Here is a 25,740-nt window from a genome sequence, read left to right on the forward strand (position 1 = left end):
GCGTGGCCGCGACGGCGACCATCGGGGTCACCGGCCCCGCCGGCGGGTGGCCCGCCGTCACGTACCGGCAGGCGGGCGACCAGTACGTGATGATCGAGTACGGCGAGCACGAACTGGACCTGCGGTTGAACTTCCTGGTGGTGTCGGTGCTCGACCGCCTCACCACCGACCCCCCGCCGGGCCTCGTCGAGGCGGCTCCGGGGCTGCGTTCGATCCTGGTGCGATTCGACCCCCGCCGGACCGGCCGGGACGCGCTGATCGAACGGTTACGCGCGACCCACGACGCGCAACCGGACATCACCTCCCTGGTGCTGCCGAGCCGCGTCATCACGCTGCCGATCGCCTTCGACGACACGTCCTGCCGCGAGGCGGTGCGCCGCTACGTCACCACCATCCGTCCGGACGCCGCCAACACCGCCGGCGGCAGCAACATCGACTACATCGTCGAACAGACCGGGTTCCCCACCGCGGAGGCGCTGTACGCCGCCGTCACCGGAACCGAGCTGTGGACGGCGTTCACCGGCTTCGCCCCCGGGCTTCCGTTCCTGCTGCCGCTCGAACCGGGACTGGGGTTGTCGGTGCCCAAGTACAACCCGACCCGGGGGTGGACGGCGGAGGGATCGGTGGGCCTCGGCGGGCCGTGCGCCGCCATCTACCCCGTCGAGTCACCGGGCAGCTACCAACTGCTCGGCAGGACGGTACCGATCTACGACATGGTCGGCCACCACCCGGCCTTCGCCACGGATCCCTTCCTCGTCAGGCCGGCGGACCGGGTGCATTTCACCCGCGTCAGCGAACGCGAACTCCGCGACGCCCGGAAACAGGTCTTCGAGGGCCGCTACCGGTACCGGATCGCGGAGGAGCCGTTCTCCGTGGCGGACCACCTCGCGCGGTGGGGACACGACCCCTCCCGCGCGGCGGGAACGGGGGCCGGATGACCGGAACGGACTCCCCGCGCCACACCGGTTCGGGCGGCAACGCCCCTCCTCCCCCGGCGATCGAGGTGCTCGACCCGGGCGTGCAGACCACCGTCCAGGAGTACCCCGGCCGGCTGGGACTGCAGCGCCGGGGCCTCTTCCCGGCGGGCCCCGCGGACCACCTCGCGTTCCGGCTGGCCAACGTGCTCGCGGGCAACCCCGAGGGCACGGCGGCGCTCGAGATACCCGCCGGGCGCTTCGCCGCCCGCCTCCGCCGTCGGGGAACGGTCGCGCTGTGCGGGGCCGACGGGGCGAAGCCGACCCTGAACGGGCGCGCCGTGCCGCTGTGGGAGTCGGTTCCGGTGGCTCCGGGGGACCTGCTGGTGTGCCGCACCGCGCGGGGCCCGGGCTTCCGGCTGTACCTGGCGGTGTCCGGCGGATTCACGGTGCCGCGGGTACTCGGTTCGCGCGCCACGCACACCGTCGGCGCCATCGGCGGGTTCGAGGGACGCGCCCTGGTCCGGGGCGACCTGCTCGACGGGATGCCCGCCGGCCCGGCCCCCGCCCGACTGCGCGTCCCTCCTCCGCTGCGCCCCGTGTACGGGCGCCACTGGGAGGTGGAGGTGATGCGCGGGCCGCACGACCCTCCCGAGTTCTTCACCGAGGAGGCGTGGGCGCAGTTCCGCACCACGGCCTGGCGGGTGGACCTGGGATCCGACCGGCTGTCGACCCGGCTGAACGCGCACACCTTCGCCTGGCCCCGCTCCGACGGCGGGGTCGCCGGGAGCCACCCCTCGAACGTGCTCGACGTCAGCTTCCCTCTGGGCGGGGTCGTCATCAACGGCGACGTCCCCATGATCCTCGGTCCGGACGGCCCCACCTCGGGCGGGTTCGCCGTGGTGGCCACGGTGGTGCACGCCGCCGTGTGGCGGGTGGGGCAGCTGCGCCCCGGCCACGACACGGTCCGGTTCCGCGAGATCGACGCCGAGGAGGCGGTGCCGCTGGCGCGGCACATGGAGTACCCCCTCGACCCCCGGCACCTGGAACAACTCCCGTAACCGCCGCCCTTAGCCGCGGCGCGCGGCGAGGACGTCCCGCACCGGCGCCACGGCCACCCCCTCCTCGGCGAACCTGGCGCGGACCGCCCGGGCGACGGCCGCGGCGTTGGGCCGGTCGCCGTGCACGCAGATCGTGTCGGCGTCGATGTCGACGGTCCCGCCGCTGATGGTGGTGACCTGGCCGCGCAGGATCGCCGCGGCCTGGTCGGCGCACTTGTGCGGGTCCTTCTCCTGCGGCTCCGGCTCGATGACGACGCGCCCGTCGTCGCCGTAGTCGAGGTCGGCGAACGCCTCCCGCGCGACGCGGGCCCCGCTGGAAGCGGCCGACTCCGCGGGGGAGCCGGCGTGCAGCATCACCACCAGCTCCTCGTCCACCGACCCCACCGCCTCGGCCACGGCCCGGGCGACGTCCGGTTCGCGGATGGTCAGCCCGTAGAGCGCACCGTGCGGTTTGACGTGCGTGACCGGGGTTCGGGCCGCGTCGGCGAACCCGCGCAGCGCCCCGTACTGGTACAGGCAGGCGTCGGCCGCCTCCCGGGGCGAGAACGCGATCGCGCGCCGTCCGAACCCGGCGAGGTCGGGGAAACCGGGGTGCGCCCCGAGCGCCACACCGTTGTCCCGCGCCAACTCGACCGAGTCCCGCATGGTGGCCGGGTCCCCCGCGTGCCAGCCGCAGGCGACGTTGACCGAGGTCACCTGGGGCAGCAGGGCGCCGTCGTCCCCCAGTCGCCACCGGCCGAAGCTCTCCCCCGCGTCGGCGTTCAGGTCGACCAGTTCCTTCATGGGTCACCTCCAAACAGTGCGCGACCACTGTGCGCCCCGCCCCTGAGAGGGGCAATTGAACGGTTCGTACAACCGCTCGGCCGGCGTTGTCCGAGTGGGCCACTGGATGTCGCGTGGCGTATCCCACAGGCTGTGGGGCAACCAGGCGGAAGGGCCGGCGACGCGTCGGACACCACCACTGCGAGGAGGGCGATGTGACCACGACAGCGGTAACGCTGCCGCCGGCGCGTTACGAGTTCGGCGCGGACGAGTTCGTCTTCGTCGAGATCGACCAGGCGATGAGCCTGGAGGCCAACTTCAAGGCCATGGCGATCACCTCCGCGTTGCGCGAGGAGGGCCTCGACGGGATCGTCGACATCTGCCCCTCCAACGCGTCCTACATGATCCGGGTGGACCCGGAGCGCCTCCACCCCAAGGAGCTCGTGGCCGAGCTGCAGCGGTTGGAACGCTCCCAGTCCGAGGTGGCGGCCGACCGCACGTTACGGACCCGCGTGGTCGACGTGCCGGTGCTCTACGACGACCCGTGGACCCGCGAGACAGTGCTGCGGTTCCGCGACCGGCACCAGGACCCGGAGGCGACCGACCTCGAGTACGCGGCGCGCATCAACGGCTTCTCCAGCGTCGAACGCCTCACCGAGGCGCTGTCGGGCGCCCCGTTCATCGTCACCATGCTCGGTTTCGTCCCGGGCCTACCGTTCAGCTACCAGATGGTCCCCCGGGAGCGGCAGATCGAGGTGCCCAAGTACGTCCGCCCCCGGACGGACACCCCGGAACGGTCGTTCGGCTACGGCGGAGCGTTCGCGGTGGTGTACCCGGTACGCGGGGCGGGGGGCTACCAGCTGTTCGGCATCGCCCCGGCGCCGGTGTTCGACGCGGAGCAGCGGCTGCCCGACTTCGCCTCCGGCGTCGTGTTCCCCCGGCCGGGCGACATCCTGCGGTACCGGGCGATCGACACGGCCGAGTACGAGCGGCTGCGCTCGGAGGTCGATGCGGGAACGTTCCGGTACCGCATCCGGGAGGCGGAGTTCCGCCCGGCCGAGTTCCTGTCCGACCCCGACGGTGTCAACCGCGACCTGCTGGAGGTGCTCTACCGTTGACCGAACTCCTCGTGCACACGGGCGGACTGTCCACGACGGTCCAGGACGCGGGTCGCGACGGCCACTACGCCATCGGTATGCCGCCCTCCGGAGCCATGGACCAGTACTCGTTCCGGGTCGGGAACCTGCTCGTCGGGAACAGCGAGGGCGCGGCGGCGTTGGAAGCCACCTACATCGGGCCGCGGCTGGAGTTCACCGACACGCGGCTGGTCGCCGTCACCGGGGCCGACACCCCGGTGACCCTCAACGGCGAACCGGCCGACACCTGGCGGGCGCTGCCGGTGGGACCCGGCGACGTGCTCTCGCTCTCCCCGGTCACCGGGGGCGCCCGCCCCTACGTGGCGGTCAGCGGCGGGATCGCCGTGCCCGAGTACCTCGGTTCCCGCTCCACCTACACCCTGACGGGGGGCGGCGGGTTGGACGGCCGGAAACTCGCCGACGGAGACCGGCTCCCGCTCGGCGCCACCGAGGTGCCGCCGGCCTCCGGGCGCCCCGTCCCGGAGGAGCTTCGGCCCGGGTTCCCGGAGGTGACCGAGGCGCGCACGGTGGTGGGGCTGTGCTCCTACCGGTTCACCCACGGCGCCCTGAAGTCGTTCCTGGGAGAACCGTGGAAGGTCACCAAGGACGCGGACCGCATCGGGTACCGCATGAGCGGCTGGTCGCTGGACTTCGTCCCGCGCGAGCAGCCGCACGGCGCGGGAAGCGGGCCGGCGAACGTGGTCGACCTGGGCTATCCGGTCGGTTCGATCCAGGTCCCCGGAGGGGACGAGCCGATCGTCCTGCTCAACGACGCGGTCACCGGCGGCGGCTACGCCACGATCGGCACGGTGGTCTCGGTCGACCGCGACCGGATGGCCCAGACCAAGACGGGCGACCAGGTGTCCTTCGTGTCGGTCGGGCTGGAGGACGCGCTCGAGGCGCGGCGGGAGCGCGGCGAGCGCCTGGCCCGGGTGCGCGAACTACTCACGGCCTGACGAGTACTCACGGCCTGACGAGGGAGGAGAACAGGATGGCGACGATCAAGGCGACCATGCCCGGAGTGGTGTACCGGCGGCCCGCCCCGGAGGCCGCTCCCTACGTGGAGGAGGGCGGAACGGTGGCCAGCGGCCAGACCGTCGCCCTCATCGAGGTGATGAAGAACTTCAACGAGCTGAGCTCGGAACGGGAGGGCACCCTCACCCGGTTCCTCGTCGAGGACGGCGACGAGGTGTCCATCGGCCAGGAGATCGCCGAGGTGGACGGCTGATGGGCGGGATGCGGCGAGTCCTCGTGGCCAACCGGGGTGAGATCGCGCTGCGGGTGGTCCGGGCGTGCCACGCGGCCGGGATCGAGGCGGTGGCGGTGTACTCCGACGCCGACCGCGACTCCCGGTGGGTGCGCCTCGCGGACGACGCGGTGCACATCGGCGCGTCGTCGGTGGCCAAGTCGTACCTGAACGCCGACGCGCTCCTGGAGGCCGCCCGCTCCAGTGGGGCGGACGCCGTCCACCCGGGCTACGGCTTCCTCTCGGAGAGCGCCGAGTTCGCCCGGCGGGTCAGCGAGGCGGGGCTGGTGTTCGTCGGCGCCCCCTCCCCCGTCATCGCGCGGATGGGGGACAAGGCGGCGGCCCGGGCGGCCGCGGAGGAGGCGCGGGTACCGGTCATCCCGGGAAGCGGCCCTCTCGCCGACGAGAACGCCGCCCTGGAAACGGCACCGGACATCGGCTACCCGCTCCTGGTCAAGGCGTCCGCGGGCGGCGGCGGAAAGGGGATCAGGCCGGTGCGCGGGGCCGGGGAACTGCCCGGGGTGCTCGCGACGGCGCGCGCGGAGGCGCGCGCCTCCTTCGGCGACGACACGGTGTACCTGGAACGCTCCCTGGAGGGCGCGCGGCACGTGGAGGTGCAGGTACTCGCGGACGACCACGGCAACGTCATACACGTGTTCGATCGGGAGTGCTCCGTCCAGCGCCGCCGGCAGAAACTCCTCGAGGAGGCGCCCTCCCCCGGGATCGGGCCCAAGCTCCGCGGTGAGATCACCGCCGCCGCCACCCGCCTGGCCGCCCACGTCGGCTACCGCGGCGCGGGAACCGTGGAGTTCCTGGTGGCGCCGAACGGTGAGTTCCACTTCCTGGAGATGAACACCCGCATCCAGGTGGAACACCCCGTCACCGAGTGTGTGACCGGTGTGGACCTGGTCGCCGAGCAGCTGCGTGTGGCCAGCGGGGGGCCGCTGGCGTTGCGCCAGGAGGACGTGGCCCTCGACGGTTCCGCCGTCGAACTGCGCATCAACGCCGAGGACCCCGACAACGGTTTCATGCCCACCCCCGGTGAGCTGACGCGGTTCGACCTGCCCGGCGGCCCGGGGATCCGGATCGACACGGGGTTCGTCCCGGGCGACCGGATCACCCCGTTCTACGACTCCATGATCGCCAAGCTCGTCTGCTGGGGAACCGACCGGGAGCAGGCCCTCGCCCGGGCGGGGCAGGCCGTCAGCGAGCTCGGGGTGGAGGGGGTCGCCAGCACCCGGCCACTGCACGAGGCGCTCCTCGCCTCCCCGGAGGTACGCAAGGCCACGTTCCACACCGCCTGGTTGGAGGAGTGGCTCTCCCACCGGGAATGAACGCGCGGGTGCGACACCCCGCCGGGAAGACGCCGGCCGCGATGCCCCTCCCTCCTCTCCTCTCGCGTCGCGGTCGGCGTTCTCGTTCCGGGGCCCGGAGGTCTGTTCGTCGCGAGCGGCGCATCCAGCGCCGTATGGCAAGGCCGAGAGGGGAGGTGGAACGGGGACCCTCTGCCGACCGGCGAGAACGCGGCCAGGCGGCGCTGGGGCGACGCGTAGCAGGACAAGCGTCCACCGAAACAGGCCTTAGTTCCCCGCCTCCGGTGTCGGACCGGTGAGGTAGCGCTGCACCACCGGCCCCACCCAGGCGACGAGGGTGTCGATGTCGGCGTTCGCCAGCGGGCCGTTGGTCATCTCGTAGCGGGCTACGGCCAGCCCCATGAGGTGCGCGGTCACCAGCTCCACCCGCAGGCCGGGCTCACTGACCCCGGCCTTGGCCGCGAGCCGCTCCACCGCCGGTCCCTGCAGCGCTTCCTGCAGCGCCGTCCGCGAGGGCTGGTGTTCGAAGACGGAGCGGAACAGGGCCAGGGACGGTTCGAACGCCTCCCTCTCCCAGCGCTCCAGGAACGCGCGCACCAGCCGCGCCCCGAGGTCCTCGGTGCCGTCCTCCAGCAGGTCGGACAGGACCTGGAAGGGGTGTTGCGGGGCGACGACGGCGGTGGCGAACAGCCGTTCCTTGCTGCCGAAGAAGTAGTAGACCATCGCGACGTCGACGCCGGCGTCGGCCGCGATCGCGCGGGCGGTGGCCCGGTCGTATCCCTCCCGGGTGAAACGCGCCCGCGCGGCTTCCAGGAGTCTCTCCCGGTTCCGTTGCCCCGTCCGCCAGCGGCCGGTGCGCCGCGAGGGCGGATCGTGCCGTGCGGCCGGATCGGTGTCGCCGTGCTGCACGTGGTACCTGACCGGTTTCGCCTCGGTGATCTGCTGGTTCGCTCGGTTGCCGCTCAGACTACCGCCCCTGTCGTGCCGTTGACCGTACACCGCCCCCTGTCGGCATCCGGGTTTCTCTGCCATAGTGTTCTTCAACATGCGTTGAACAACGATGCGGGAGGCGATCGGACATGATGGTGCTCGGAGCGGGATTCGGGCGTACCGGGACGCTGTCGCTGAAGTCGGCGCTGGAGCGGCTCGGCTTCGGACCCTGTTACCACATGGTCGAGCTGTTGAAACGCCCCGAACAGGCGCCCCTGTGGCTGTCGGCCGCCGACGGCCAGGCGGACTGGCCGCGGATATTCGACGGGTACCAGGCCACGGTGGACTGGCCCGGATGCGCCTTCTGGCGCGAGCTGACCCGGCAGTACCCCCAAGCGAAGGTGATCCTCACCGTGCGCGACCCTGAACGCTGGTGGCAGAGCGTGAACTCCACGTTCTTCAACAATGACAGCGGCGCCCTGCCCAGCCGGGAAGGACCGATGGGAGAACTCATCAACAAACTCATGGCGGGGGTGCTGGACGGCGGCCCCGACGACCGGGAGCGCGCCATCACCGCCTTCCAGCGGCACAACGAGGAGGTGCAAGCGAGCGTCCCCGCCGAGCAACTCCTGGTCTTCGAGGTCGCCCAGGGATGGCAGCCGCTGTGCGACTTCCTCGGAGCCACCCCTCCCGACGAACCGTTCCCCCACGTCAACGACTCCTCGGAGTTCCACCGGATCCTGTCCACCTACGCCCCCTCCTTCGAGCGGTGAACCGGTGACTCCGCCGCGCCCAGGGCCCCGCGTCAGGCCCCGGGCGCGTCACGGCGCAGCGGGAAGCGACCGGCACAGCGCCTCGAGCGCACCCGGATAGGAGTGCTCGGGCGGTGTCCCGTAACCGATGACCAGCCCCTCCCGCCGAGGCGCCACACTGTCCGGGTGCCGGTAGGCGGTGAGCGGTTCCAGAGCCAACCGTTGCCGCGACGCGGCGCGCAGCGCCGCGTCCTCGGTTCCCGGGGGCAGGTCGAGCACCGCGTGCAGTCCGGCGGAGATACCGCTGACCCCGACGTGCGGCGCGCGTTCGGCCAACACGGACACGAGCTGGTCCCGGCGCCGCCGGTACACCCGGCGCATCCGGCGCAGGTGACGGTCGTAGCCTCCCCGCTCCACGAAGTCGGCGAGGGTCAGCTGGTCCACGACCCCCGTGGAGGTCTCCCGGGATCCTTTCACAGCGAGGACCCGGTCCACCAGCCACCCCGGCAGGACCATCCATCCCAGCCGCAGTGCCGGGGAGAGGCTCTTACTGGTAGAGCCGAGGTAGACGACGTGCTCGGGGTCGAGCCCCTGGACCGCCCCCACGGGCTGGCGGTCGTAACGGAACTCCCCGTCGTAGTCGTCCTCGAACACCACTCCCCCCGTGGTGCGGGCCCAGTCCACGACCGCCGCCCGACGCTCCGGACGCAGCGGCCCGCCCAGGGGGAACTGGTGGGCGGGAGTCAGCAGCACCGCCTCGGCCTCCGTACCGGACAACTCCCCCACCCGGGCCCCGCACTCGTCGACCGTGACGGGCACGGTACCGCTCCCCTCCCCGGTGAGGAGGTCGCGGTGGAACGCGAGACCGTACGACTCCACCGCCACCGTCCCGCCCAGCGCCGCACGCAGCAGCTGCAGCGCGTGCGCGAGACCGGAGCACACCACGACACGGTCGGCGGAGGTGCGCACGCCCCGCGTGCGCGCCAGGTAGCCGGTGAGGGCGCGCCGCAGCTCGCCGCGTCCGCGGGGGTCGCCGACACCGAACGCCTCGGTGGGGGCGTTCTCCAACGCCCGCCGGGCCGAGGCAGCCCAGGCCGAACGCGGGAACGCGGCGGCGTCCGGCGAGCTGGGAAGCAGGTCGTGCGCGGGGCGGCGTCCGGTCGGCGCCGTGCGGGGCGGACGCTCCGGTTCCAACGGCGCGGCCCGCTGGGCCACGCGGGTTCCCGCCCCGCGGCGGGCGGTCAGCCACCCCTCTTCGACGAGCTCAGCGTAGGCGTCGGCCACCGTGTTACGCGCGATGCCCAGGTCGGCGGCGAGCGCACGGTAGGAGGGCAGGCGCGTCCCGGGCGCCAGCCGACCCGAGATCACCGCCTCGCGCAGGGCGCGCATGAGCCGCGCGCGGAGGCTCCCACCGCCGCTGAGGTCGAGGTGGAGATCGGAACCGGTGCCGTCGTCCGACCGCGGCTCCCGGCCCCCTCCGCCGGTTTGGCCCATGAATCCGAAGTGCGAATGCACCATGTTTCCGGTCGGTTCGGGATCTACGGTCATCGACATGACATTTTTCCAGGTACCAGAACGCATGGACTTCCAGAAGAACGCCCCCAGGGTTTTCAAGGCCGTCGTCGCCCTGGACACGGCCGCGCGGGCCGGGCTCGAAGAGACCCTGGTGGAGCTGGTGCAGATCCGCGCCTCGCAGATCAACCACTGCGCGTACTGCATCCAGTACCACACCGTCGACGCGCGCAAGGCGGGCGAGTCGGACGAACGCATCCACCAGCTCAGCGCGTGGCACGAGTCGAGCAGCTTCACTCCCCGGGAGCGGGCCGCCCTCGCCCTGACCGAGGCGGTCACCCGGCTGCCGGAGGGGGTGTCGGACGAGGTCTACGACCAGGCCGCCGAGCACTTCGACGACGCGGAGCTGGCCCAGCTCACCGCGGTGATCTTCACGGTCAACGTGTGGAACCGGATGAACGTGACCACCCGCACGACCCCCGAGACCGGGTGACCATCCGCGCGACCGGCGGGCGGCGGCACCGGTGCCGCCGCCCGCCCCGGGAACGGACCACACACTCAGGAACGGGGCGACGCCGTGTCCGCGGGCACCACGACACCCTCCACTGATTCCCCATCCCTGTCCCCCGTCACGGGCTGGTGCGCCGTCCTGGCGGTGACGCTCGGCATCTTCGCCCTCATGACGTCGGAACTGCTGCCCGTGGGGCTGCTGACCCCGGTCAGCACCGACCTCGGCGTCTCCGAGGGCACCGCCGGACTCATGGTGACCGTCCCCGGCCTGGTCGCCGTCGCCTCGGCGCCACTGACCACCGTGGCGGTGGGGAACCTCGACCGGAGGCTGGTACTGGGCGTGCCGGCCGCCACCCTCGTCGGTGACACCGCCGGGTGGCGCGTCGCCTTCGCCGCGGTGGGCGCCCTCGGGCTCGCAGCGCTCGCGTGCATGCTCGTCCTCCTCCCCCGCATCCCGCCGCAGCGCACGATCCAGCTGCGGGACCTCCCCGCGGTGTTCCGGAGCAACACCGCCGTACGCGTCGGGACGGGAACGGCGTTCCTGCTGGTCACCAGCCATTTCCTCGCCTACACCTTCGTGCGGCCGCTCCTGCGGGGCGACGGCGTGAGCGGCGACCTGGTCAGCACGCTGCTCCTCGTGTTCGGCGTGGCCGGGATCTGCGGCAACTTCGCCGCCGGAGCCCTGCTGGACAACCACCTACGGCGCGTGGTCCTGGGGATCTCCCTCGTCCTGGCCGCGGCGATGGCGCTGTTCGCGATCACCGACCTCACCGCTGCCTCCTCGGCCGCGCTGCTGGTGCTGTGGGGGCTGGGTTACGGCGCGGTCCCGGTGACGCTGCAGACGTGGATCATCCGGTCCTCCCCCGGCGCCACGGAGGCCGCCTCGTCGCTGTACGTCGCCGTGTTCAACCTCTCCATCGCGCTGGGCGCCCTGCTCGGCGGGGTCATCGTGGACAGCGTCGCCGCCGCCGGTGTGCTGTGGGCCGGGTGCGGGCTCGCCGCCCTGGCGCTGCCCCTCATCGCGCGTACCTCGGCGCCGCCCCGCGGCTGACCGGTCCTGTACCCGTGTCGTTGACGTGCTCCCCGCCGTGAACGGCGGGGATTCCGACGCGGCTACGCCGCGCTGGCGGTGTTCCCTCGCGGGATCCCGCTGCTTCCTGCTTCCACGCCAACCGCCCGCGTAGCAGGTCTTATGTCGGCTCCACAGGCGTTTAACCTCTCCACCCGTCCGGCGGCGAGGATGTTCAACGCGGCGTTGCGGTCGCGATCCAACACGAGGCCGCAGGGGCACCGGTATACCCGCTCCGACAGCGGCATGTCCTGCACGGCCCCACAGGAGGAGCACAGTTTCGTGCTGGGGTGGAACCGGTCGATGCGCACCAGGGTGCGCCCATACCGGGCCGCTTTGTACTCCAACAGGGCCAGAAACCGGCCCCAGGACGCGTCGTGCACGCTTTTGGCCATACGGGTGCGGGACAGGCCTTTCACGCTGAGGTCCTCGACGTAGATCGTTTGGTTCTCACGCACCACGTCGGTGGTGACCTTGTGCAGCCAGTCCGCCCGGGTGTCGGCCACCTTGGCGTGGAGCCGGGCGACGCGGGCACCTGCCTTGGCCCGGTTGGTGGAGCCCCGCTGTTTGCGGGACAGCGCCCGCTGGGCTTTCTTCAACCGCCGTTCCGCTCGGCGCAGCACGCGCGGGTTAGTGATGGTGTGGCCGTGTTGGTCGGTGGCGAAGGCGTTCAACCCGAGGTCGAGGGCGAGTTCGGCCTCCTCGCCGGTGTCGTCGACCACCGGGTCCAGATGTTCGCCGTGGCCGTCGGGGTCGGTCTCCACCACGAACGACGCGAAATACCGACCGCAGGCGGTCTTGATGATGGTGACCGACGTGGGCGCACTGGGCAGATCCCGCGACCACGCCACCCGCACATCCCCGACCTTGGCCAGGTTCAACCGGCCGTTTTCGCGGATGCGGAACCCGCCGGTGTGCAGCCGGATGACTTGCCGCTGGTCGCGCTTGGACTTGAACCGGGGAGCGCCCATACGTCGCCCGGCGCGCTTGCCCTTCATCGAGTTGAAGAAGTTCGTGTAGGCGGCATCCGCGTCGCGGATGGCTTGCTGGAGCACGATGTTGGAGCACTCCGCGAGCCAACCGCGTTCGTCGGTGCGTTTCGCGTTGGTGATCAGTTGCTTTTGCAGCTGAGTTCCGGTCGGGAACTTCTCCCCGGCCTGGTACGCGTCCTGGCGGGCGCGCACCGCGTCGTTGTAGACCACGCGGGCGTTGCCGAACGCTTGCGCCAGCGCCTGGCGTTGCTGCTCGGTGGGGTAGAGCCGGTAACGGTACCGCAACTGCACGACTGATCACCTCCCTTCGGAAACCACTGTATCATGTTGGTCTATGGCTGACACTGAGGACTATCGCACTGGCAGACACTGCGTTTTCGGTATGCACGTTCATTTGGTCTTTGTGACGAAGTATCGACGGGACGTACTCACCAGCGAACACTTGGACTTTCTGAAGTCGGTGTTCAGCAAGGTGTGCGCCGACTTCGACGCAGACTTAATCGAGTTCAACGGCGAGGATGACCACGTGCACCTACTGGTCGAATATCCACCGCAGGTGGCGGTGTCGCGACTGGTGAACAGCCTGAAGGGCGTGTCCTCGCGGCGACTGAAACAGCAGTTTCGAGTGCGTACCCGGGGTGGCAAGCTCTGGTCTCCGAGCTACTTCGCTGCTTCGTGCGGTGGGGCACCACTGAGCATCATCCGGCAGTACGTGGAGAACCAGCGACGCCCTACGCAGCGAACCGACCATAACCACTCCTGATCGGCTATCTCCGGCCTGAAGGCCGGAGCTTGCGCCGATTAAAGCCCCCGGTCACCCCAACAGCACCGCCAACAGCAGCAGCACCGGGACGGTCAGGAACGTGGACAGCAGGACCGACTCCCGCACCATCCGGGTGGCGACGTCGTACCGCGACGCGTAGGTGAAGATGTTCTGCGCGGTCGGCAGGGCGGCCACCACCACGACGGCGAACAGTGACGCGCCGTCCAAACCGAGCAGGATCCCCGCCACCCAGGCGACCAGCGGGTGCACCAGCGACTTCAGCGCCACCGCGAACAGCACCGCGCCGCGCTCCGGCCCGCGTGCGGGAAGGGCACTGCCGTGCAGGGAGATCCCGAACGCCAGCAGCACCGCGGGTACGGCCATGCCCCCCAGGAGCTCCACCGGGCGCATGAGCACGGCGGGCGGCACCCAACCGCTCGCCGCCACCACGGCGCCCGCCGTCGACGCCAGCACGATGGGGGTCCGCACCGGGGCACTCACCAGCCGCGGAATCCCGGAGCGCTCGCCCGGCGGGCGGTTGCTGACCTCCAGCACCGTGAGCGCCACCGGGGTGATGACGAGCTGCTGCAACAGCAGGACGGGGGCGACGACCGAGGCGTCGCCGAGGACGTACACCGCGACCGGGATGCCCAGGTTCCCGGCGTTGACGTAGCAGGAGCACAGCACACCCAGGGTGGTGGCGCCCGCTCCCCAGCCGAACACCGCCCCGGCCGCGGCGAACAGCAGCGCCACCACCGCCACGCTCCCGGCGGTCGCCACGATCGACCTCGAGAGGAAGACCGACAGGTCTGCGCCGGAGACGATATCGAACAGCAGCGCCGGGGTGGCGGCGTAGAACGCCAGCCTCGTCAGCACCTCGCGCCCGCCGCGCCCGAGGGCGCCGCGCCAGCCGAGCACGTAACCGATGGCGATGACCGTAGCGATCACGCTGAACCCGGTGACGACCCCGCCCATAGGCACCTCTCTGTCGGGCGTGCTCGCGACCCGGTGACCGTACCCGACAGCGCACCGCGGCGACACGACCCAGGTCACACGCGGGGCAGACCCACCGGCGCCGGCGCCGGTGCTGCGTGGCTGCCTGTCCGCCGCCTACGCTGACCCTCATGCCCCGCCGAACCCACCTCGTGTGCCTGCCGTGCCGGGCCGCGTTCAAACACGACCCGTTTCCGCAGCGGGAACACCGCTGCCCCCGCTGCGGCGGGCCGATGGTCGACGCCGGTCCGCAGCTGGCGGTGCCGCCGCGCCGGGACCGGGCCGGCTGGCGGGTACTGGCCGGAGTGCTGCGGGCGGGGGTGACGTTCCACCCCCGGTGCGGCTGCTGCAACGACGGCCCGGGATACCGGCCGCGCACACCGCGCGAGTTCCGCCGGTGGGACGGTCCCTGACCCGCCGATCCCGGCGTGTCCCACGCCGGGATCGGCGGCCGGCGGTGGTTTCCACCGACATCACCCGGAGCCCGAGCGGGGACGGCGCAGCACGACCGCGGCGACGACGGCCAGTACGGCCACGGTAGCGGCGCTGACAGCAGCGGCGGTGTTCAGACCGCTGGTGAGCGCCTCACGCGCGGGACCGAGCGTCCCGGCGGCGATCCCGGACGCGTCGCCGGCCACCCGGTTCCGGTGGACGGCGGTAGCCACGCTGCCCAGCACGGCCACACCCAGTGCCACCCCCACCTCGGAGACGGTCTCCGACATCGAGGCCGCAGCACCCGCCTTCTCCCGTGGGGCGGACCCGACCACGAGGTCGGTACCCAGCGCGTCGAACGGGCCGCTTCCGGCGTAGGCGAGCGTGAGACCAGCGACGACACCCGCCAGACCGGTGGCGTCCCCGACCTGGGTGAGGGTGAGGTAACCGGCCGCTGACACCAGTAGTCCGCCGCCGATGACCGTCCCCGGTCGCAAGCGCCGGGTGAGCGGCGGGGCCAGGAGCGCGCCGGCGATCAGCGCCCCGGCCGACGGAAGCAGCCACAGCCCCGCCCGCAGCGGCGGCAGTCCCACCACCAGTTGCAGGTACTGGGTGACGAGCAGGGTCATACCGCCCGTCACCGCCGAGCCGGCCAGCAGGAGCAGCAGCGCGGCGCCGAACGCCCGGTCGCCGAACAGGCGCAGGTCCAGCAGCGGGTCGGCCAGACCGCGCTGACGACGCGCGAACACGACCCCGGCGGCCAGGCCACCGGCGATGGCCGCCGCTGGCAGCGCGCCCCCACCGCTGCTGGCCAGCTCCTTGAAACCGTGGACGACGGGCAGGACCGCGGTCAGGGAGAGCACCACACTGAGCGGGTCCAACCGGCCGGGTGCGGGATCGCGGTGCTCGGGAAGCAGTACCGGCCCGAGCACCAGCAGCAGCGCCATCGCCGGAACAGCCAGCAGGAACACCGATCCCCACCGGAAGAACTCCAGCAGCATCCCGCCGAGCACCGGGCCGAGAGCCACGCCGGCCATGAACGTACTCGACCAGGCGGCGACGGCGGCGGCGCGCTGCCCGGGCTCGCGGAACATGGCGCTGACGAGCGCCAGCGCGCAGGGCATGAGCGTGGCACCGGCGACCCCCAGCAGGGCGCGTGCGGCGATCAGCGTTTCTGCGCTGGTGGAACAGGCCGCGAGCACCGACAGGAGGCCGAACGCCGCGGCCCCGGTCAGCAGCAGCCTCCGGTGGCCGGTCCGGTCGCCCAGCGTTCCCGCGGTGACGAGGGAACCGGCGATCGTGAACCCGTACACGTCGGTGATCCACAACGCCTGGGTGTCGCTGGGCCGCAGGTCGGCGCTGATGTGCGGCAGTGCCAGGAACAGCACGCTCATGTCGACGGCGAGAAGGAGGGTGGGCAGGGCCAGCACGGCCAGACCGCACCATTGACGCCACCCGGCACGCTGGGGCGGGGTGGGTGTGGCCGAACCGGCCGGGGTGGAGGAGGAAGAGGACACGCGTGACTCCCGGAGAGGTCGAAGCCAGGGCGCCGTGGGCGCCACACGGACACGGGCGCGGGGCACCGCCCGCGCTGCGTCGGCGGCGCTTCGACGCGGGGAGCTGGACACGCGTCACCCGCGGCCGCTGCTCACGGCCGGGGCGGGAAGCCTCAAACGGGTCAGGCGGTGGTGCGCTCCCGCGCCGAAGCGCGGGCCGGAACCGTGCCGGTGACCACGATCGCCAAGATCAACCTCCGGGATTGGTGCGGAGCCGACGGCCCTCAACCTGCCAGGGACGGGGAGGACGCCGCAACGCGTTTCTTCCGCTGCTCAGCCAACGGAACCTATCCGGATGCTCTCCACTCGCAACCTGCGCCGAGCCGAAGCGGATAGGTGATGACCACATGGTCCTCTCGTTTCGCCGGAGAGGGCACGGACCGTATCGCTTGGTCACACCAGGCCGGGAGCCGCTGTGGGTACTCCGACCGAATGGGCGACGTCGAGCATTCGCTTGTCGTAGCTCACCAGGGTGTCCAGAGCGTCTCCGATGACCTGCGCGCTCGCGACATGGATCGCGTCGAGTGTCCGCACCCCGGCCGGCAGGAGTACGGTCATATCCCGAACCTCTTCGGTGAGGAGGATCTCGGTGTAGTCCCCTCGTAGGTCGCGCATCGCGTTGGGGAAGTCTCCCAACCGGTCCAGGGTCCGTACGACCTCGACGAAACCCACCGTGCTCGTCCCCATCGGCATCGGTGGTCTGGCCGCGAGGAACCCGCGTAGCTCGTCGGCGTAAACACGCCCTGTGACCAGGGTGATCAGGGCAGAAGCATCGAGATAGATCAACGCTCGTCCTCCGCCCGTTCGGCCAGCAGGACATCCAGAGGAGACTCGTCCCCAGACGTCGCGAACGTCGTGAGCTGGCCGAGGTCACCGGTCGTGGTCGACGTGAGCTTGATGAGCCCTTTGGCCACCAGGTCCGAGTAGCGTCCCAGTGTCCCCGCTCCCGGCACTAGGACAGCGATGACCTTGCCATGCCGGGTGACCTGGATGGTCTCGCCTTCCTCCACCCGGCTGAACAGGGAACTGGGATTGTACGAGAACTCCCGGACTGAGACGGTACTCATGTTCCCTCCCCTGAGCGTACCTACATTACCCTCATTGTACCTACACACGCTGCCCTGTGTCGGTACCGGCCTTCCCAGTGTTCAGGGGCGCCGGTACTGGGCCAGCCGCAGCGCGTCGCGTTCCGGGCGCGCGGCGACCAGCACCAGCGCGCCGACGACCGCGATGAGGCCGCCCATGAGGAGGAAGGCCGCGTTGAGCCCGGGCGTCTGTCCCATGCTCTCGGCGAGCCAGCCGGTCACGGCCGGCGCCACCACCCCGGCCGAGCCGTACAGCGCCGCGTAGGTGCCCAGCACCCCCGCACGCTGCCGGGGCGGGGTGATCTGTCCGCAGATGGTCCCGCCGACGGGGAAAGCGATCAGCGCGACCGAGTTGACGATGTTGAACCCGAGTTTGATGGGGAGGGCCGGGACCAGCACGAACGCGACCGTCGCCAGCCCGGCGGCGACCAGGCACGCCCCGCCGAACACCCCGCGTGCCAGCCGGCCCGGGACGCCGCGGGTGAGCATGCGCTTGATGAGGTAGCCGAGGGCGGCGTACACCACCACCACGGTGAACACCTGCTGGACCACGAGGAAGTTGCTGGTCCCCTCCGGGGACATGTCGAGGACGTTCTGCAGGTACAGCGGCCCGTAGGCCAGACCGACAGAGATCATCCAATTCGCTGCGAAGGCGCCCAGCGCCACCGCCACGAACGTGGGGCTGGTGACCACCCTCCAGTAGGGGACACGCGCGTCCTCCAGCGCGTCGTCGGAGGGGGCCCGGCTGTTCGGGTCGTAGCCGGCGTGTTTCACCGGCCCCTCACGTCCGACGGCCAACCACACGAGACACCACGCCACGCTGATGAGGCCGGAGACGACGAAAGCGGTGCGCCACCCGTGGTCGAAGATCAGCCAGGTGAGCACCGGGGCGCCGAGCAGCACCCCCAGCGCGCCGCCCGCGGACAGCAGGGAGCTGGCGAGGCTGCGGTCGCTGTCGTGCAGCCACGTGAACGCGGTGTGGTTGACCAGGGGGTAGGTGGGCCCCTCCGATGCTCCCAGCAGGACACGTGCGAACAGGACCAGCGCCAGACCGGTGGCCAGCGCCATCGACACCTGGGCGACCCCCCACAGCAGCGCGATGAGGACCAGGATCCCGGTGGTGCGGATCCGGTTGGCGACGAACCCGACGAGCAGGGTCGACAGCAGGAACGGCAGGTGGAAGGCGCTGTTGGCCAGCCCGTACTCGGCGTCGGACAGGCCGAACTCGGCGATGATGGGGTTGGCTGCCAGGCCGAAGGCGAGCTTGTCGGCGTAGTTCAACGCCATGAGCAGGACGAGCATCCCGACGATGCTCCACGCCCGGGCGGAGCCGGGCTGTGCCTCGACCGCCCGGGCGGTGCGGGTGCGTAGTGCCATGGGCCTCTCCCCTCGGAGGGTGTCACCTGTGGAGCGGTCGGGGTCAGCTCCGGCTGGCCAGGTCCCGCACACCGGCCCGGCTGGACCGGGCCGCGTGGTCGAGGATGTTGCGGACCATGAAGGAGGGTTCGTCGGCGGCGCGTTCGGCGTAGATGCGGGCACGCAGCTCGTGGGCCGCCCGGGACTCGGGTTCCGCGCGCACCGCGTACTCGACCAGGTGGCAGGCGAGCCGGGAACGGCCGGTGTTGTGCAGGTCGGCCGCGCGGTCCAGAACGAGGGGCACGCCTCCCGCCAGCGCCACCCACTCGCTGGCCTGGTCGGACCTGGGCGCGGGCAGGAGGTTGTCGGGTTCGCCGTCGTACCACCCGCCGTAGTTGCGCCAGATGTTGCGGACGAGGAACTGCGGGTGGTCGTAGATGGGCTGCAGGTAGGGACGGTCGGCGAGGTGTTCGGGGACGGTGACCTCGTGCAGCACGGTGTCCAGCGGGTGGCCCTCGTTCATGAGGGCGAGGGTGCGCGACTCCAGGTCCTCGAGGAACTCGGCGGTGTCGGTGCAGGCCGCACGGACGCGTTGCGCGCCGTAGACGGGCGGGCCGTGGCCGGGCAGCAGGAGTTCGGCCCCGAGGTCGGCCATCTCGCGCAGGGCTGCCGCCCACTCGCCCGCGTAGCGCTGCACCTTCTGGGGGTTTCCGGCGTTGGGAACGGCCCAGATGAACAGGTCCCCGGTGTGCAGCGCCGACAGTTCGGGGATCCAGGTCCAGGTGGCGTCGTCGGTCTCGCCGCGGGCGTGGTGCAGTTCGAACGTGAGGCCGCCGTGCCGGAACGCCGCCCGGTCGCGGTAGGTGACGTCGGGGTGGCGGTACTGGTCCGGCCACCGGAAACCGGGGGCGTCGATGCCGAACTGCCGGCGGTTCAGTGCGGTGTTCAGTCCCAGGGTGCGCTGGTAGCGGCGGAAGTGTCCGGGAACGTCGGCGTGGGCGTGGACGGTCGGGGCGGGGTGCCCGCGCTCGGCGGCCTCGGTGTCGAAGACGGCGACGCCGAAGACGTGGTCGACGTGGTGGTGGGAGTACACGGCCGCGCGCAGCGGGGCGTGGGGACGCCACTCGCGCACACGGGCGTACAGGGTGTCGGCCTCGCGCGCGTGTCCGGTGTCGAGCAGCACGAGACCGTCTCCGGTGTCCACCGCGTAGGCATTGGCGAGGCCCGTGGAGACCAGCACGCCCTCGCACACCTGTCCGTGGGTTGACTTCCCTCCCGGCTGCCCGACGTCGACGGTCTCCTGGTCGCGTCCCATCCTGACCTCGCCGCGCCAGCAGGCGTCGGCGAACTCCCGCACTGTCCGCACTGTCGGCCTCCCGCGTTGGTGCCGTGCTGCGGCCCCGCCGCGGAGCCGCCCTGATGTGTGGCACGCCACATTAAAGCAACTGCTTTAAGGCGACAAGAGGTATGTTGGCGCGGGACCGCAGAGCCCGACCCGCCGCGACCGCCCGACGGAGGAGGACCATGGCCAGCGCGCAGCCCGCCGCCTCCAACACGCGGGAGCGGCTCCTCCTCGCCGCCGAGCGGCTCTTCGCCACCAACGGCATCGGCGGGGTGTCCCTGCGGGAGATCAGCGCGGCGGCGGGGCAGCGCAACACCTCCGCCGCGCACTACTACTTCGGCGACAAGGACACCCTGGTGCGGGCGGTCTTCGAGTACCGGATGGCGCCCATCAACGCCCACCGCGGACACATGCTGGAGAAGCTGCGTTCCTCCGGCGAGGACCGGGACCCGCGCCGCCTGCTGGAGGCGCTGGTCCTCCCGATGGCGGCGGGCATCGTCGCTGGCGGGTACTACGGCCGGTTCCTCGCCCACCTGCACACGGACCCCGGTTACCGCCTCACCTACGACTGGGAGGAGGCCAGCGCCCTGCGCGAGGTCTGGGACGCCATAACCGAGACCCTGGGCGACCTCCCGCCGCGGGTGCTGCGCAACCGGATGCGGATGCTGCGCAGCCTGGTCAACGTCACCGCCGGTGAGATGGAGCAGCGCGGCGCCACCGCCAGTGGCGACGATCCCCAGGAATGGGCACTGGACCTGGTGGAGGCCTGCCTCGGGCTGGTTACCGCCCCCGTACGGGAGAGCCCGGGCGGACAGGGGTGAGCCGCACCGGACACCGCCGGGCCGAACGGTGCTCCAGGGTTTTCGCCGCGTCCGCCGAACGGAACACGGGACACCTCCGGGAGAGGGCGGAGATCCCCTCTCCCGGAACCACCCCTGGACTCAGGCCGTTCCCGTCTCCCGACCGTCGGGATCGGCGGGGAACGGCAGCGCGAGACCGTACTTGACCGCCTCGCTGGTCGGCAGCGTCTCGTACCTGCGCACGAGACCGCTCTCGACGAAGAGCCGCAGCGACAGCTCCCGGTTCGCCGCGAGGTCCGCGGTCACCAGGACCACGACGTAATCCCACTGCCCCACGATCGCGTAGCACTGCTGCACTTGGGGCTCGGCGCGCGCGTACTCCCGGAAGGCGCCGTGGTTGGCCTCGGCGTCGTCGACGAGCTCGACGAGGGTGACCGCGGTGAAGCCGATCCCCACCGCCGCCTTGTCGAGCACCGCGACCTGGCTGTCGATCACGTTCATGGCGCGCAACCGCACGAGCCTGCGCTGCACCGCGCTCGCCGACACCCCCGCCGCGGCTCCCAGCTCGTTCAGGCTGCGTGTCGCGTCCTCCTGCAGCATCCCGAGCAGCAGGTAATCAACATCGTCCAGGGAATTCTGCCTGTTCACGCGAACATTTTGCGCCCCTGGCCACGACAGCGCAAACGCGTCCACCAACGGATTGTGTAATGTTTTCCCGCCCCTGCGCTGCGGGGCTTTCGCGCGACAAAGCACCGTCCGCCGACAAATCCAGCCCCCGAAAACGGAATCGGATTTCCAAAAAATTCCGATGTCCGGTCAACGAGAACGGAATCCAGGAGGGTTCTCCGTATGGCTTCGACCGCACGCGGACCCGCTCCCGGCAGAACCGCACATCCCGTACCCGTGTCGGTGCTCCCGGCCGGACCGCCCCACCGGAAGGGGGACTGACATGCGCACCGACCACCGCGCTGCCGCCCCGGCACCGCCGCGGGCACTGACGGGGCTGGCACTGGCGCTCTCCTCCGCCGTCTTCTTCGGCAGCTCGGGGCCGGCGGCGAAGGCCGCCATCGCCGCCGGGCTGAGCCCGCTGGAGGTGACGTGGCTGAGGATCGCCGGTGCGGCGGTGTTCCTCCTCCCCATAGCGCTGCTGACCCGGCCGGAAGCCCTGGGGCGGCTGGTGCGCGCCAACCGTTGGCGTCTGGCCTGCTACGGCCTGCTTTCCGTCGCCGGGATCCAGGTCTGCTACTTCGTCGCCGTGTCCCGGATTCCCGTCAGTATCGCGCTGCTGCTCGAATTCCTGGGTCCCACCCTGGTCATCGCCTGGCTCCTCGTGGTGCGCCGGGTCAGGTTGCCGGGCAGTGCGCTCGGCGGCGCCCTCGTCGCCCTGGCCGGTATCGCCGTCGTCGTGGAGGTCTGGAGCGGGCTCCGCCTGGACCCGCTCGGCGTGGCCGCGGGGTTGGGCGCCGCCGTCTGCCAGGCGTCGTTCTTCCTCCTGTCGGACGCCACGAGCGAGGAGGTCGACACCCTGGCCCTGGCCGCCGGAGGGACCGTGATCGGCGCCGTTTTCGTGGGAGTCCTCGCCCGACCGTGGAACCTGCCCTGGCACATCCTCACTGCGGACGCCGAGCTGTCCGGGTTCCACGTTCCGGTGGCGGCCCTGGTGGTGTGGATCGTCCTGGTGACCACCGTGCTCGCCTACGTCACCGGCATCGCCGCCGTCCGCGTCCTCTCGCCACCCGTCGCCGGGACGATCGCGACGCTCGAGGTCGTCGTCGCCGCCGTCGTCGCCTGGGCCGCCCTCGGAGAACGGCTCAGCGCGGTGCAGGGCCTCGGCGGTCTGGTGGTCCTGGGCGGCGCCCTCCTGGCCCAGTCCGGTACGGTCCGGCGGCGGCCTCCCCACGACGCACCGGAGGAGGGCGTCCCGCCCGTGGATCCTCCGTCCTGACCGCGCCCCGGTACCAGCTTCTCCGGCAACGCCGCTCCGAGTAGGATTTCCCGTTCCCGAGCGGCCGAGACACGGCCCGCTCCCGTCGGTCAGCACACGCGCAGAGGAGGTCCCGGAACCGATGCCGCTGGAACTCATCAACCCCGAGGGGTTGCCCACCCCGGAGTCCTACACCCAGGTCGTCGCCGCGAGCGGCAGCCGGATGGTGTTCGTCGCCGGACAGGTGGCCGACGACGCCCAGGGGAACCTGGTCGCTCCCGGCGACCTGTCCGGCCAGGCCCACCAGGCGTTCGCCAACCTCGGCCGGTGCCTCGCCGCCGCCGGAGCCGCACCGGAGCAGGTGGCGCGGATCACGATCTACGTGGTGTCCCACAAGCCCGAGTACCTGCCCCTGATCTCCAAGGCCCGGATCGCGGTGTTCGGTGACCACAAGCCCGCCGACACCATCGTCGGGGTGCAGACGCTGGCCGAGTCCGGGTACCTGGTCGAGGTCGAGGCGATCGCGGTCGTCTGACCGGCGGACCGGCCCCGAACGCACCCGCGCCGACCGCCCGTGGGCGGACGGCGTTACGGGTCCAGCAGCCGGGTCGGAGTCAGCCGCGCCCCTCCAGTCCCACGGCATCGGCGGTCAGCGCGAGCGAGTGCAGCCGCGCCTGGCGGTCCTCCGCCTGGAAGGCGACGATGAGTTCGTCCGCGTCGGCGTGCTTGGCGAACCAGTCGAGGTAGTCGGCCACCTCGCGCTGGTCGCCCACCGCCGAGTACTGGACCATCTGCAGCACCTGCTGTCCCGCTGGGGAGGCCATGGCGGCCTCGGCCTCCTCGGTCGTCAGGGTCCGCCCCCGCCCCAGGAGCTGGGCGACCCTGCGGCGCCGGGCGATGTGCGCCTGGGAACGGGCCTCCTCCGTGGTGTCGGCCGCGGTGACGTTCACCCCGGCGATGACGTGGGGGCGGGACAGCTGCTCCGAGGGGGTGAACTCGCTGCGGTAGGCGGCCACGGCCTCCTCCAGCGCGTTCGGGGCGAAGTGGGAGGCGAACGAGTACGGCAGCCCGAGCGCGGCGGCGAGCTTGGCGCCGAACAGGGACGAGCCGAGGATGTACAGCGGCACGCCGGTCCCCCTGCCCGGGATGGCCTGCACCCCCGGGATGCGGGTGTTGCCGGTGAGGTAGCCCTGCAGCTCCTGCACGTCCTGCGGGAAGCTGTCCGCGGCGGAGGGGTCGCGGCGCAGCGCCCGCATCGTGTTCTGGTCGCTGCCGGGAGCCCGTCCCAACCCCAGGTCGATCCGGTCGGGGTGCAGCGTCTCCAGGGTGCCGAACTGTTCGGCGATGGTCAGCGGGGCGTGGTTGGGGAGCATGACGCCGCCCGCACCCAGCCGGATGCGGCTGGTGTGATTCGCGATGTGTCCGATGAGGACGCTGGTGGCCGACGAGGCGATGGTGGACATGTTGTGGTGCTCGGCGTACCAGACCCGCTGGTAGCCGAGCTCCTCGGCGCTGCGGGCCATGGCCACGCTGGCGTCGAGGGTTTCACGGATCGTGGTGTCTTCCGCGATGTGCGCGAGATCGAGGATCGAGAGCGGGACGGACACGGACACCGGCCTTTCCTGACGATGCGCGGGCCCGGACCCCGGGTCGGGCGGTTCGGGCTCTGGTCTCCCCCGCGCAACCGCGCGCACCGCCCCCGCTATTTCCTTCCCCACTCCGGGGCCAGGGTCCACAACCCGCCACACACCGGCTGTCCGGGCGCAGTAGTGGGGCGAATCACCGTGGGGCGCCCACCCGTGACCGGTCCTGACTCACCGGCGGGGCGGGATCCTCCGCCGATCGACGGGATCGCCGCGGGCGCGGCACCGTAGCGGGCCGCAGCAGGACGGGGCCGTCAACCACGCCCTATGCTCGGGGACGTGAGTGGTGAGACGAGTACGTACCTGATGGTTCTGGGAGACCGCGACGCCCTGGGTTGGGTGTTGTCCACCCGCCAGACGGCCTTCCCCGAACGGCGCCGACGCGACGCCGCATCGCTGCGGACGGGCGACGAGCTGCTCGTTTACACCACCCGCGGGTGTTTCGGCAATCCCACCCGCGACCGGGGGCGGATCGTCGCCCGGGCGGCAGTGGCCGCGGCGGCGACGCGCGACGAGGAACCCGTGCGTTTCGGGGAGCGCTCCTACCCGTGGCGCTGCCCCCTGGACATCACGGAGCTGGCGCCGTTCCGTACCGGCGTGGTGCTGGCCGACCACGTGCACTCCCTGCGTCTCTTCCCGAAACCGGAGAACTGGAGCGTGTACCTGCGACGTCCGCTGGTACCACTGGCACGGCAGGACCGCGACTTCCTGGTCGGTCTGCTCGCGGAGCACACCCAACCCGTGGCGGAGGTCCTGCCGGGCTATCCCGGTACCGGGTGAGGCGGCGGATCGGCGGTGTGGCCAGTGCGGTCAGGTCCCGTCCGGACCGCCGCCGCGCAGCATGGCCGCGTCGCCCGCGCTCCACCCGCCGTCCACGGCGAGCTCGGCACCGGTGATGTAGGTGGCGGCCTCGGACAGCAGGAACGTGTTCGCCTCGGCGACCTCCGGCGGTACTCCGACCCGCCCTGCCGCCGCCGACGGGAAACCGCGGTCGGACGTCACCGCACCCGACTCCTCGGTCATCGGGGTGGCGACCATGCCGGGGTGGACGGAGTTGACCCGGATGCCGTCCGCCGCGAACTCGAGCGCCGCCACCTTGGTGAGGCCGCGCACCCCCCACTTGGAGGCGCCGTAACCGGAGGTGTAGGGCACGGCCGTGAGACCGGCGGCCGAGGACACGTTGACGACGGCGCCGCCGCCCACCTTCCGCAGCGACGCGAGGACCGCACGCATCCCCAGGAACGTGCCGGTGAGGTTGATGCGCAGGGTGCGTTCGAACTCGGCCAGTTCGGTGTCCTCGATGGTGATGCCCATGGCGACCCCGGCGTTGTTCACCAGACCGTCGACGCGGCCGAAGGTGTCATGGGCGGCGGCCACCACGGCGGCCCAGTCGTCCTCGCTGGTGACGTCGTGCCGGACGAACCGGGCGGCGTCGCCGAGCTGCTCCGCCGTGGCCCGGCCGTCCCCCTCCAGAACGTCCGTGATGAGAACGCGCGCCCCGGCCGCGACGCAGCTGCGCGCGGTCGCCGCGCCCATCCCCCGCGCGCCGCCGGTGATGATCACGGTCTTCCCGTCCAGGGACGGCATCGCGGCTCCTCTCCCGTCGGTGCACGCGTCACGGTGATACTACGTTCCCGCTACACGCGTGG

General features: G+C 71.5%; 28 protein-coding genes. 15 read left to right on the forward strand and 13 right to left on the reverse strand.

Features of this window, described 5'->3' with window-relative positions:
• Positions 1-2: 2 nt before the first annotated feature.
• Both FHX37_RS18580 and FHX37_RS18585 read left to right on the forward strand, forming a co-directional pair.
• Positions 3-938, forward strand: a complete 936-nt coding sequence (locus FHX37_RS18580) for a 5-oxoprolinase subunit B family protein (protein WP_141925509.1) — start codon at positions 3-5, stop codon at positions 936-938.
• Positions 935-1,975 (forward strand): 5-oxoprolinase subunit C family protein, encoded by a 1,041-nt coding sequence (locus FHX37_RS18585; protein ID WP_141925510.1) that lies wholly within the window; start codon positions 935-937, stop codon positions 1,973-1,975. The genes FHX37_RS18580 and FHX37_RS18585 overlap by 4 nt, the downstream gene beginning before the upstream one ends.
• Before the next feature lie 9 nt (positions 1,976-1,984).
• Here FHX37_RS18585 and FHX37_RS18590 read toward each other — a convergent pair whose 3' ends face one another.
• The gene (locus FHX37_RS18590; RefSeq protein WP_141925511.1) at positions 1,985-2,758 is read right to left on the reverse strand and encodes a LamB/YcsF family protein; all 774 of its coding nucleotides are present in this window, start codon (positions 2,756-2,758) and stop codon (positions 1,985-1,987) included.
• A gap of 194 nt (positions 2,759-2,952) precedes the next feature.
• Between FHX37_RS18590 and FHX37_RS18595 the strand changes: the two genes are divergently transcribed.
• The 4 genes from FHX37_RS18595 to FHX37_RS18610 are packed head-to-tail and all read left to right on the forward strand — an operon-like array spanning position 2,953 to position 6,453.
• Positions 2,953-3,855, forward strand: coding sequence for a 5-oxoprolinase subunit B family protein (locus FHX37_RS18595; RefSeq protein WP_141925512.1), 903 nt, complete (start codon positions 2,953-2,955; stop codon positions 3,853-3,855).
• Positions 3,852-4,829 (forward strand): 5-oxoprolinase subunit C family protein, encoded by a 978-nt coding sequence (locus FHX37_RS18600; RefSeq protein ID WP_141925513.1) that lies wholly within the window; start codon positions 3,852-3,854, stop codon positions 4,827-4,829. Before FHX37_RS18595 ends, FHX37_RS18600 begins: the two co-directional genes overlap by 4 nt.
• 35 nt (positions 4,830-4,864) lie before the next feature.
• Positions 4,865-5,101, forward strand: coding sequence for an acetyl-CoA carboxylase (locus FHX37_RS18605; protein WP_141925514.1), 237 nt, complete (start codon positions 4,865-4,867; stop codon positions 5,099-5,101).
• On the forward strand, positions 5,101-6,453 hold the full coding sequence (locus FHX37_RS18610) for an acetyl-CoA carboxylase biotin carboxylase subunit (RefSeq protein ID WP_141925515.1): 1,353 nt from the start codon (positions 5,101-5,103) through the stop codon (positions 6,451-6,453). Before FHX37_RS18605 ends, FHX37_RS18610 begins: the two co-directional genes overlap by 1 nt.
• A gap of 246 nt (positions 6,454-6,699) precedes the next feature.
• Here FHX37_RS18610 and FHX37_RS18615 read toward each other — a convergent pair whose 3' ends face one another.
• The gene (locus FHX37_RS18615) at positions 6,700-7,464 is read right to left on the reverse strand and encodes a TetR/AcrR family transcriptional regulator (RefSeq protein WP_141925516.1); all 765 of its coding nucleotides are present in this window, start codon (positions 7,462-7,464) and stop codon (positions 6,700-6,702) included.
• Positions 7,465-7,511: 47 nt separating this feature from the next.
• Between FHX37_RS18615 and FHX37_RS18620 the strand changes: the two genes are divergently transcribed.
• Positions 7,512-8,135: a sulfotransferase family protein gene (locus FHX37_RS18620; protein WP_141925517.1), complete on the forward strand. Its 624-nt coding sequence runs from the start codon at positions 7,512-7,514 to the stop codon at positions 8,133-8,135.
• A 48-nt stretch (positions 8,136-8,183) separates the two neighbouring features.
• On the opposite strand, the gene pdxR is transcribed toward FHX37_RS18620, so the two are convergent.
• Positions 8,184-9,668: a MocR-like pyridoxine biosynthesis transcription factor PdxR gene (pdxR, locus tag FHX37_RS18625; protein ID WP_246062438.1), complete on the reverse strand. Its 1,485-nt coding sequence runs from the start codon at positions 9,666-9,668 to the stop codon at positions 8,184-8,186.
• Here pdxR and FHX37_RS18630 point away from each other — a divergent pair.
• Complete coding sequence (locus FHX37_RS18630; RefSeq protein WP_211351954.1) at positions 9,667-10,119, forward strand: carboxymuconolactone decarboxylase family protein; 453 nt, start codon at positions 9,667-9,669, stop codon at positions 10,117-10,119. The two genes, pdxR and FHX37_RS18630, sit on opposite strands and share 2 nt — an antisense overlap.
• An 84-nt stretch (positions 10,120-10,203) precedes the next feature.
• Positions 10,204-11,187 carry an MFS transporter gene (locus tag FHX37_RS18635; RefSeq protein WP_246062439.1) on the forward strand — a complete coding sequence of 328 codons (984 nt, stop codon included), beginning with the start codon at positions 10,204-10,206 and terminating at the stop codon, positions 11,185-11,187.
• Positions 11,188-11,249: 62 nt separating this feature from the next.
• Here FHX37_RS18635 and FHX37_RS18640 read toward each other — a convergent pair whose 3' ends face one another.
• Entirely contained in the window at positions 11,250-12,488 is a 1,239-nt protein-coding gene (locus FHX37_RS18640; protein ID WP_141924847.1) for an RNA-guided endonuclease InsQ/TnpB family protein, read from the reverse strand.
• A gap of 43 nt (positions 12,489-12,531) precedes the next feature.
• Between FHX37_RS18640 and tnpA the strand changes: the two genes are divergently transcribed.
• Complete coding sequence (gene tnpA / locus FHX37_RS18645) at positions 12,532-12,960, forward strand: IS200/IS605 family transposase (RefSeq protein ID WP_141924848.1); 429 nt, start codon at positions 12,532-12,534, stop codon at positions 12,958-12,960.
• Positions 12,961-13,011: 51 nt separating this feature from the next.
• Here the strand turns inward: tnpA and FHX37_RS18650 are convergent, their stop codons facing one another.
• Entirely contained in the window at positions 13,012-13,935 is a 924-nt protein-coding gene (locus FHX37_RS18650; protein ID WP_141925518.1) for an AEC family transporter, read from the reverse strand.
• Positions 13,936-14,084: 149 nt separating this feature from the next.
• Here FHX37_RS18650 and FHX37_RS18655 point away from each other — a divergent pair, with 149 nt between their 5' ends.
• Positions 14,085-14,366, forward strand: a complete 282-nt coding sequence (locus FHX37_RS18655; protein WP_141925519.1) for a deoxyxylulose-5-phosphate synthase — start codon at positions 14,085-14,087, stop codon at positions 14,364-14,366.
• A 60-nt stretch (positions 14,367-14,426) separates the two neighbouring features.
• Here the strand turns inward: FHX37_RS18655 and FHX37_RS18660 are convergent, their stop codons facing one another.
• From FHX37_RS18660 to FHX37_RS18680, 5 genes are all read right to left on the reverse strand, one after another.
• A complete protein-coding gene (locus FHX37_RS18660) occupies positions 14,427-15,902 on the reverse strand; it encodes an MFS transporter (RefSeq protein ID WP_141925520.1) in 1,476 nt (491 codons plus the stop codon).
• Positions 15,903-16,334: 432 nt separating this feature from the next.
• Complete coding sequence (locus FHX37_RS18665) at positions 16,335-16,727, reverse strand: type II toxin-antitoxin system VapC family toxin (RefSeq protein WP_141925521.1); 393 nt, start codon at positions 16,725-16,727, stop codon at positions 16,335-16,337.
• A complete protein-coding gene (locus FHX37_RS18670; protein WP_141925522.1) occupies positions 16,724-17,008 on the reverse strand; it encodes a type II toxin-antitoxin system Phd/YefM family antitoxin in 285 nt (94 codons plus the stop codon). The genes FHX37_RS18665 and FHX37_RS18670 overlap by 4 nt, the downstream gene beginning before the upstream one ends.
• 81 nt (positions 17,009-17,089) lie before the next feature.
• Entirely contained in the window at positions 17,090-18,403 is a 1,314-nt protein-coding gene (locus FHX37_RS18675; protein ID WP_141925523.1) for an MFS transporter, read from the reverse strand.
• A 43-nt stretch (positions 18,404-18,446) separates the two neighbouring features.
• Positions 18,447-19,748 (reverse strand): alkyl sulfatase dimerization domain-containing protein, encoded by a 1,302-nt coding sequence (locus tag FHX37_RS18680; RefSeq protein ID WP_170181639.1) that lies wholly within the window; start codon positions 19,746-19,748, stop codon positions 18,447-18,449.
• 158 nt (positions 19,749-19,906) lie between these two features.
• On the opposite strand from FHX37_RS18680, the gene FHX37_RS18685 reads away from it, so the two are divergent.
• Positions 19,907-20,545, forward strand: a complete 639-nt coding sequence (locus FHX37_RS18685) for a TetR/AcrR family transcriptional regulator (RefSeq protein ID WP_170181640.1) — start codon at positions 19,907-19,909, stop codon at positions 20,543-20,545.
• Positions 20,546-20,665: 120 nt separating this feature from the next.
• On the opposite strand, the gene FHX37_RS18690 is transcribed toward FHX37_RS18685, so the two are convergent.
• Positions 20,666-21,172 (reverse strand): Lrp/AsnC family transcriptional regulator, encoded by a 507-nt coding sequence (locus tag FHX37_RS18690; protein WP_141925526.1) that lies wholly within the window; start codon positions 21,170-21,172, stop codon positions 20,666-20,668.
• Between the two features lie 301 nt (positions 21,173-21,473).
• Between FHX37_RS18690 and FHX37_RS18695 the strand changes: the two genes are divergently transcribed.
• Positions 21,474-22,469, forward strand: coding sequence for an EamA family transporter (locus FHX37_RS18695; protein ID WP_211351955.1), 996 nt, complete (start codon positions 21,474-21,476; stop codon positions 22,467-22,469).
• A gap of 121 nt (positions 22,470-22,590) precedes the next feature.
• A complete protein-coding gene (locus tag FHX37_RS18700; RefSeq protein WP_141925527.1) occupies positions 22,591-22,983 on the forward strand; it encodes a RidA family protein in 393 nt (130 codons plus the stop codon).
• Positions 22,984-23,062: 79 nt separating this feature from the next.
• Here FHX37_RS18700 and FHX37_RS18705 read toward each other — a convergent pair whose 3' ends face one another.
• Positions 23,063-24,061 carry an LLM class flavin-dependent oxidoreductase gene (locus tag FHX37_RS18705; RefSeq protein ID WP_141925528.1) on the reverse strand — a complete coding sequence of 333 codons (999 nt, stop codon included), beginning with the start codon at positions 24,059-24,061 and terminating at the stop codon, positions 23,063-23,065.
• A 309-nt stretch (positions 24,062-24,370) separates the two neighbouring features.
• Here FHX37_RS18705 and FHX37_RS18710 point away from each other — a divergent pair, with 309 nt between their 5' ends.
• Positions 24,371-24,871 (forward strand): hypothetical protein, encoded by a 501-nt coding sequence (locus tag FHX37_RS18710; RefSeq protein WP_141925529.1) that lies wholly within the window; start codon positions 24,371-24,373, stop codon positions 24,869-24,871.
• Positions 24,872-24,901: 30 nt separating this feature from the next.
• On the opposite strand, the gene FHX37_RS18715 is transcribed toward FHX37_RS18710, so the two are convergent.
• Positions 24,902-25,678, reverse strand: coding sequence for a glucose 1-dehydrogenase (locus FHX37_RS18715; protein WP_141925530.1), 777 nt, complete (start codon positions 25,676-25,678; stop codon positions 24,902-24,904).
• Positions 25,679-25,740 lie beyond the last annotated feature (62 nt).

Source organism: Haloactinospora alba (assembly GCF_006717075.1).
In the GTDB taxonomy this organism is placed as follows: domain Bacteria; phylum Actinomycetota; class Actinomycetes; order Streptosporangiales; family Streptosporangiaceae; genus Haloactinospora; species Haloactinospora alba.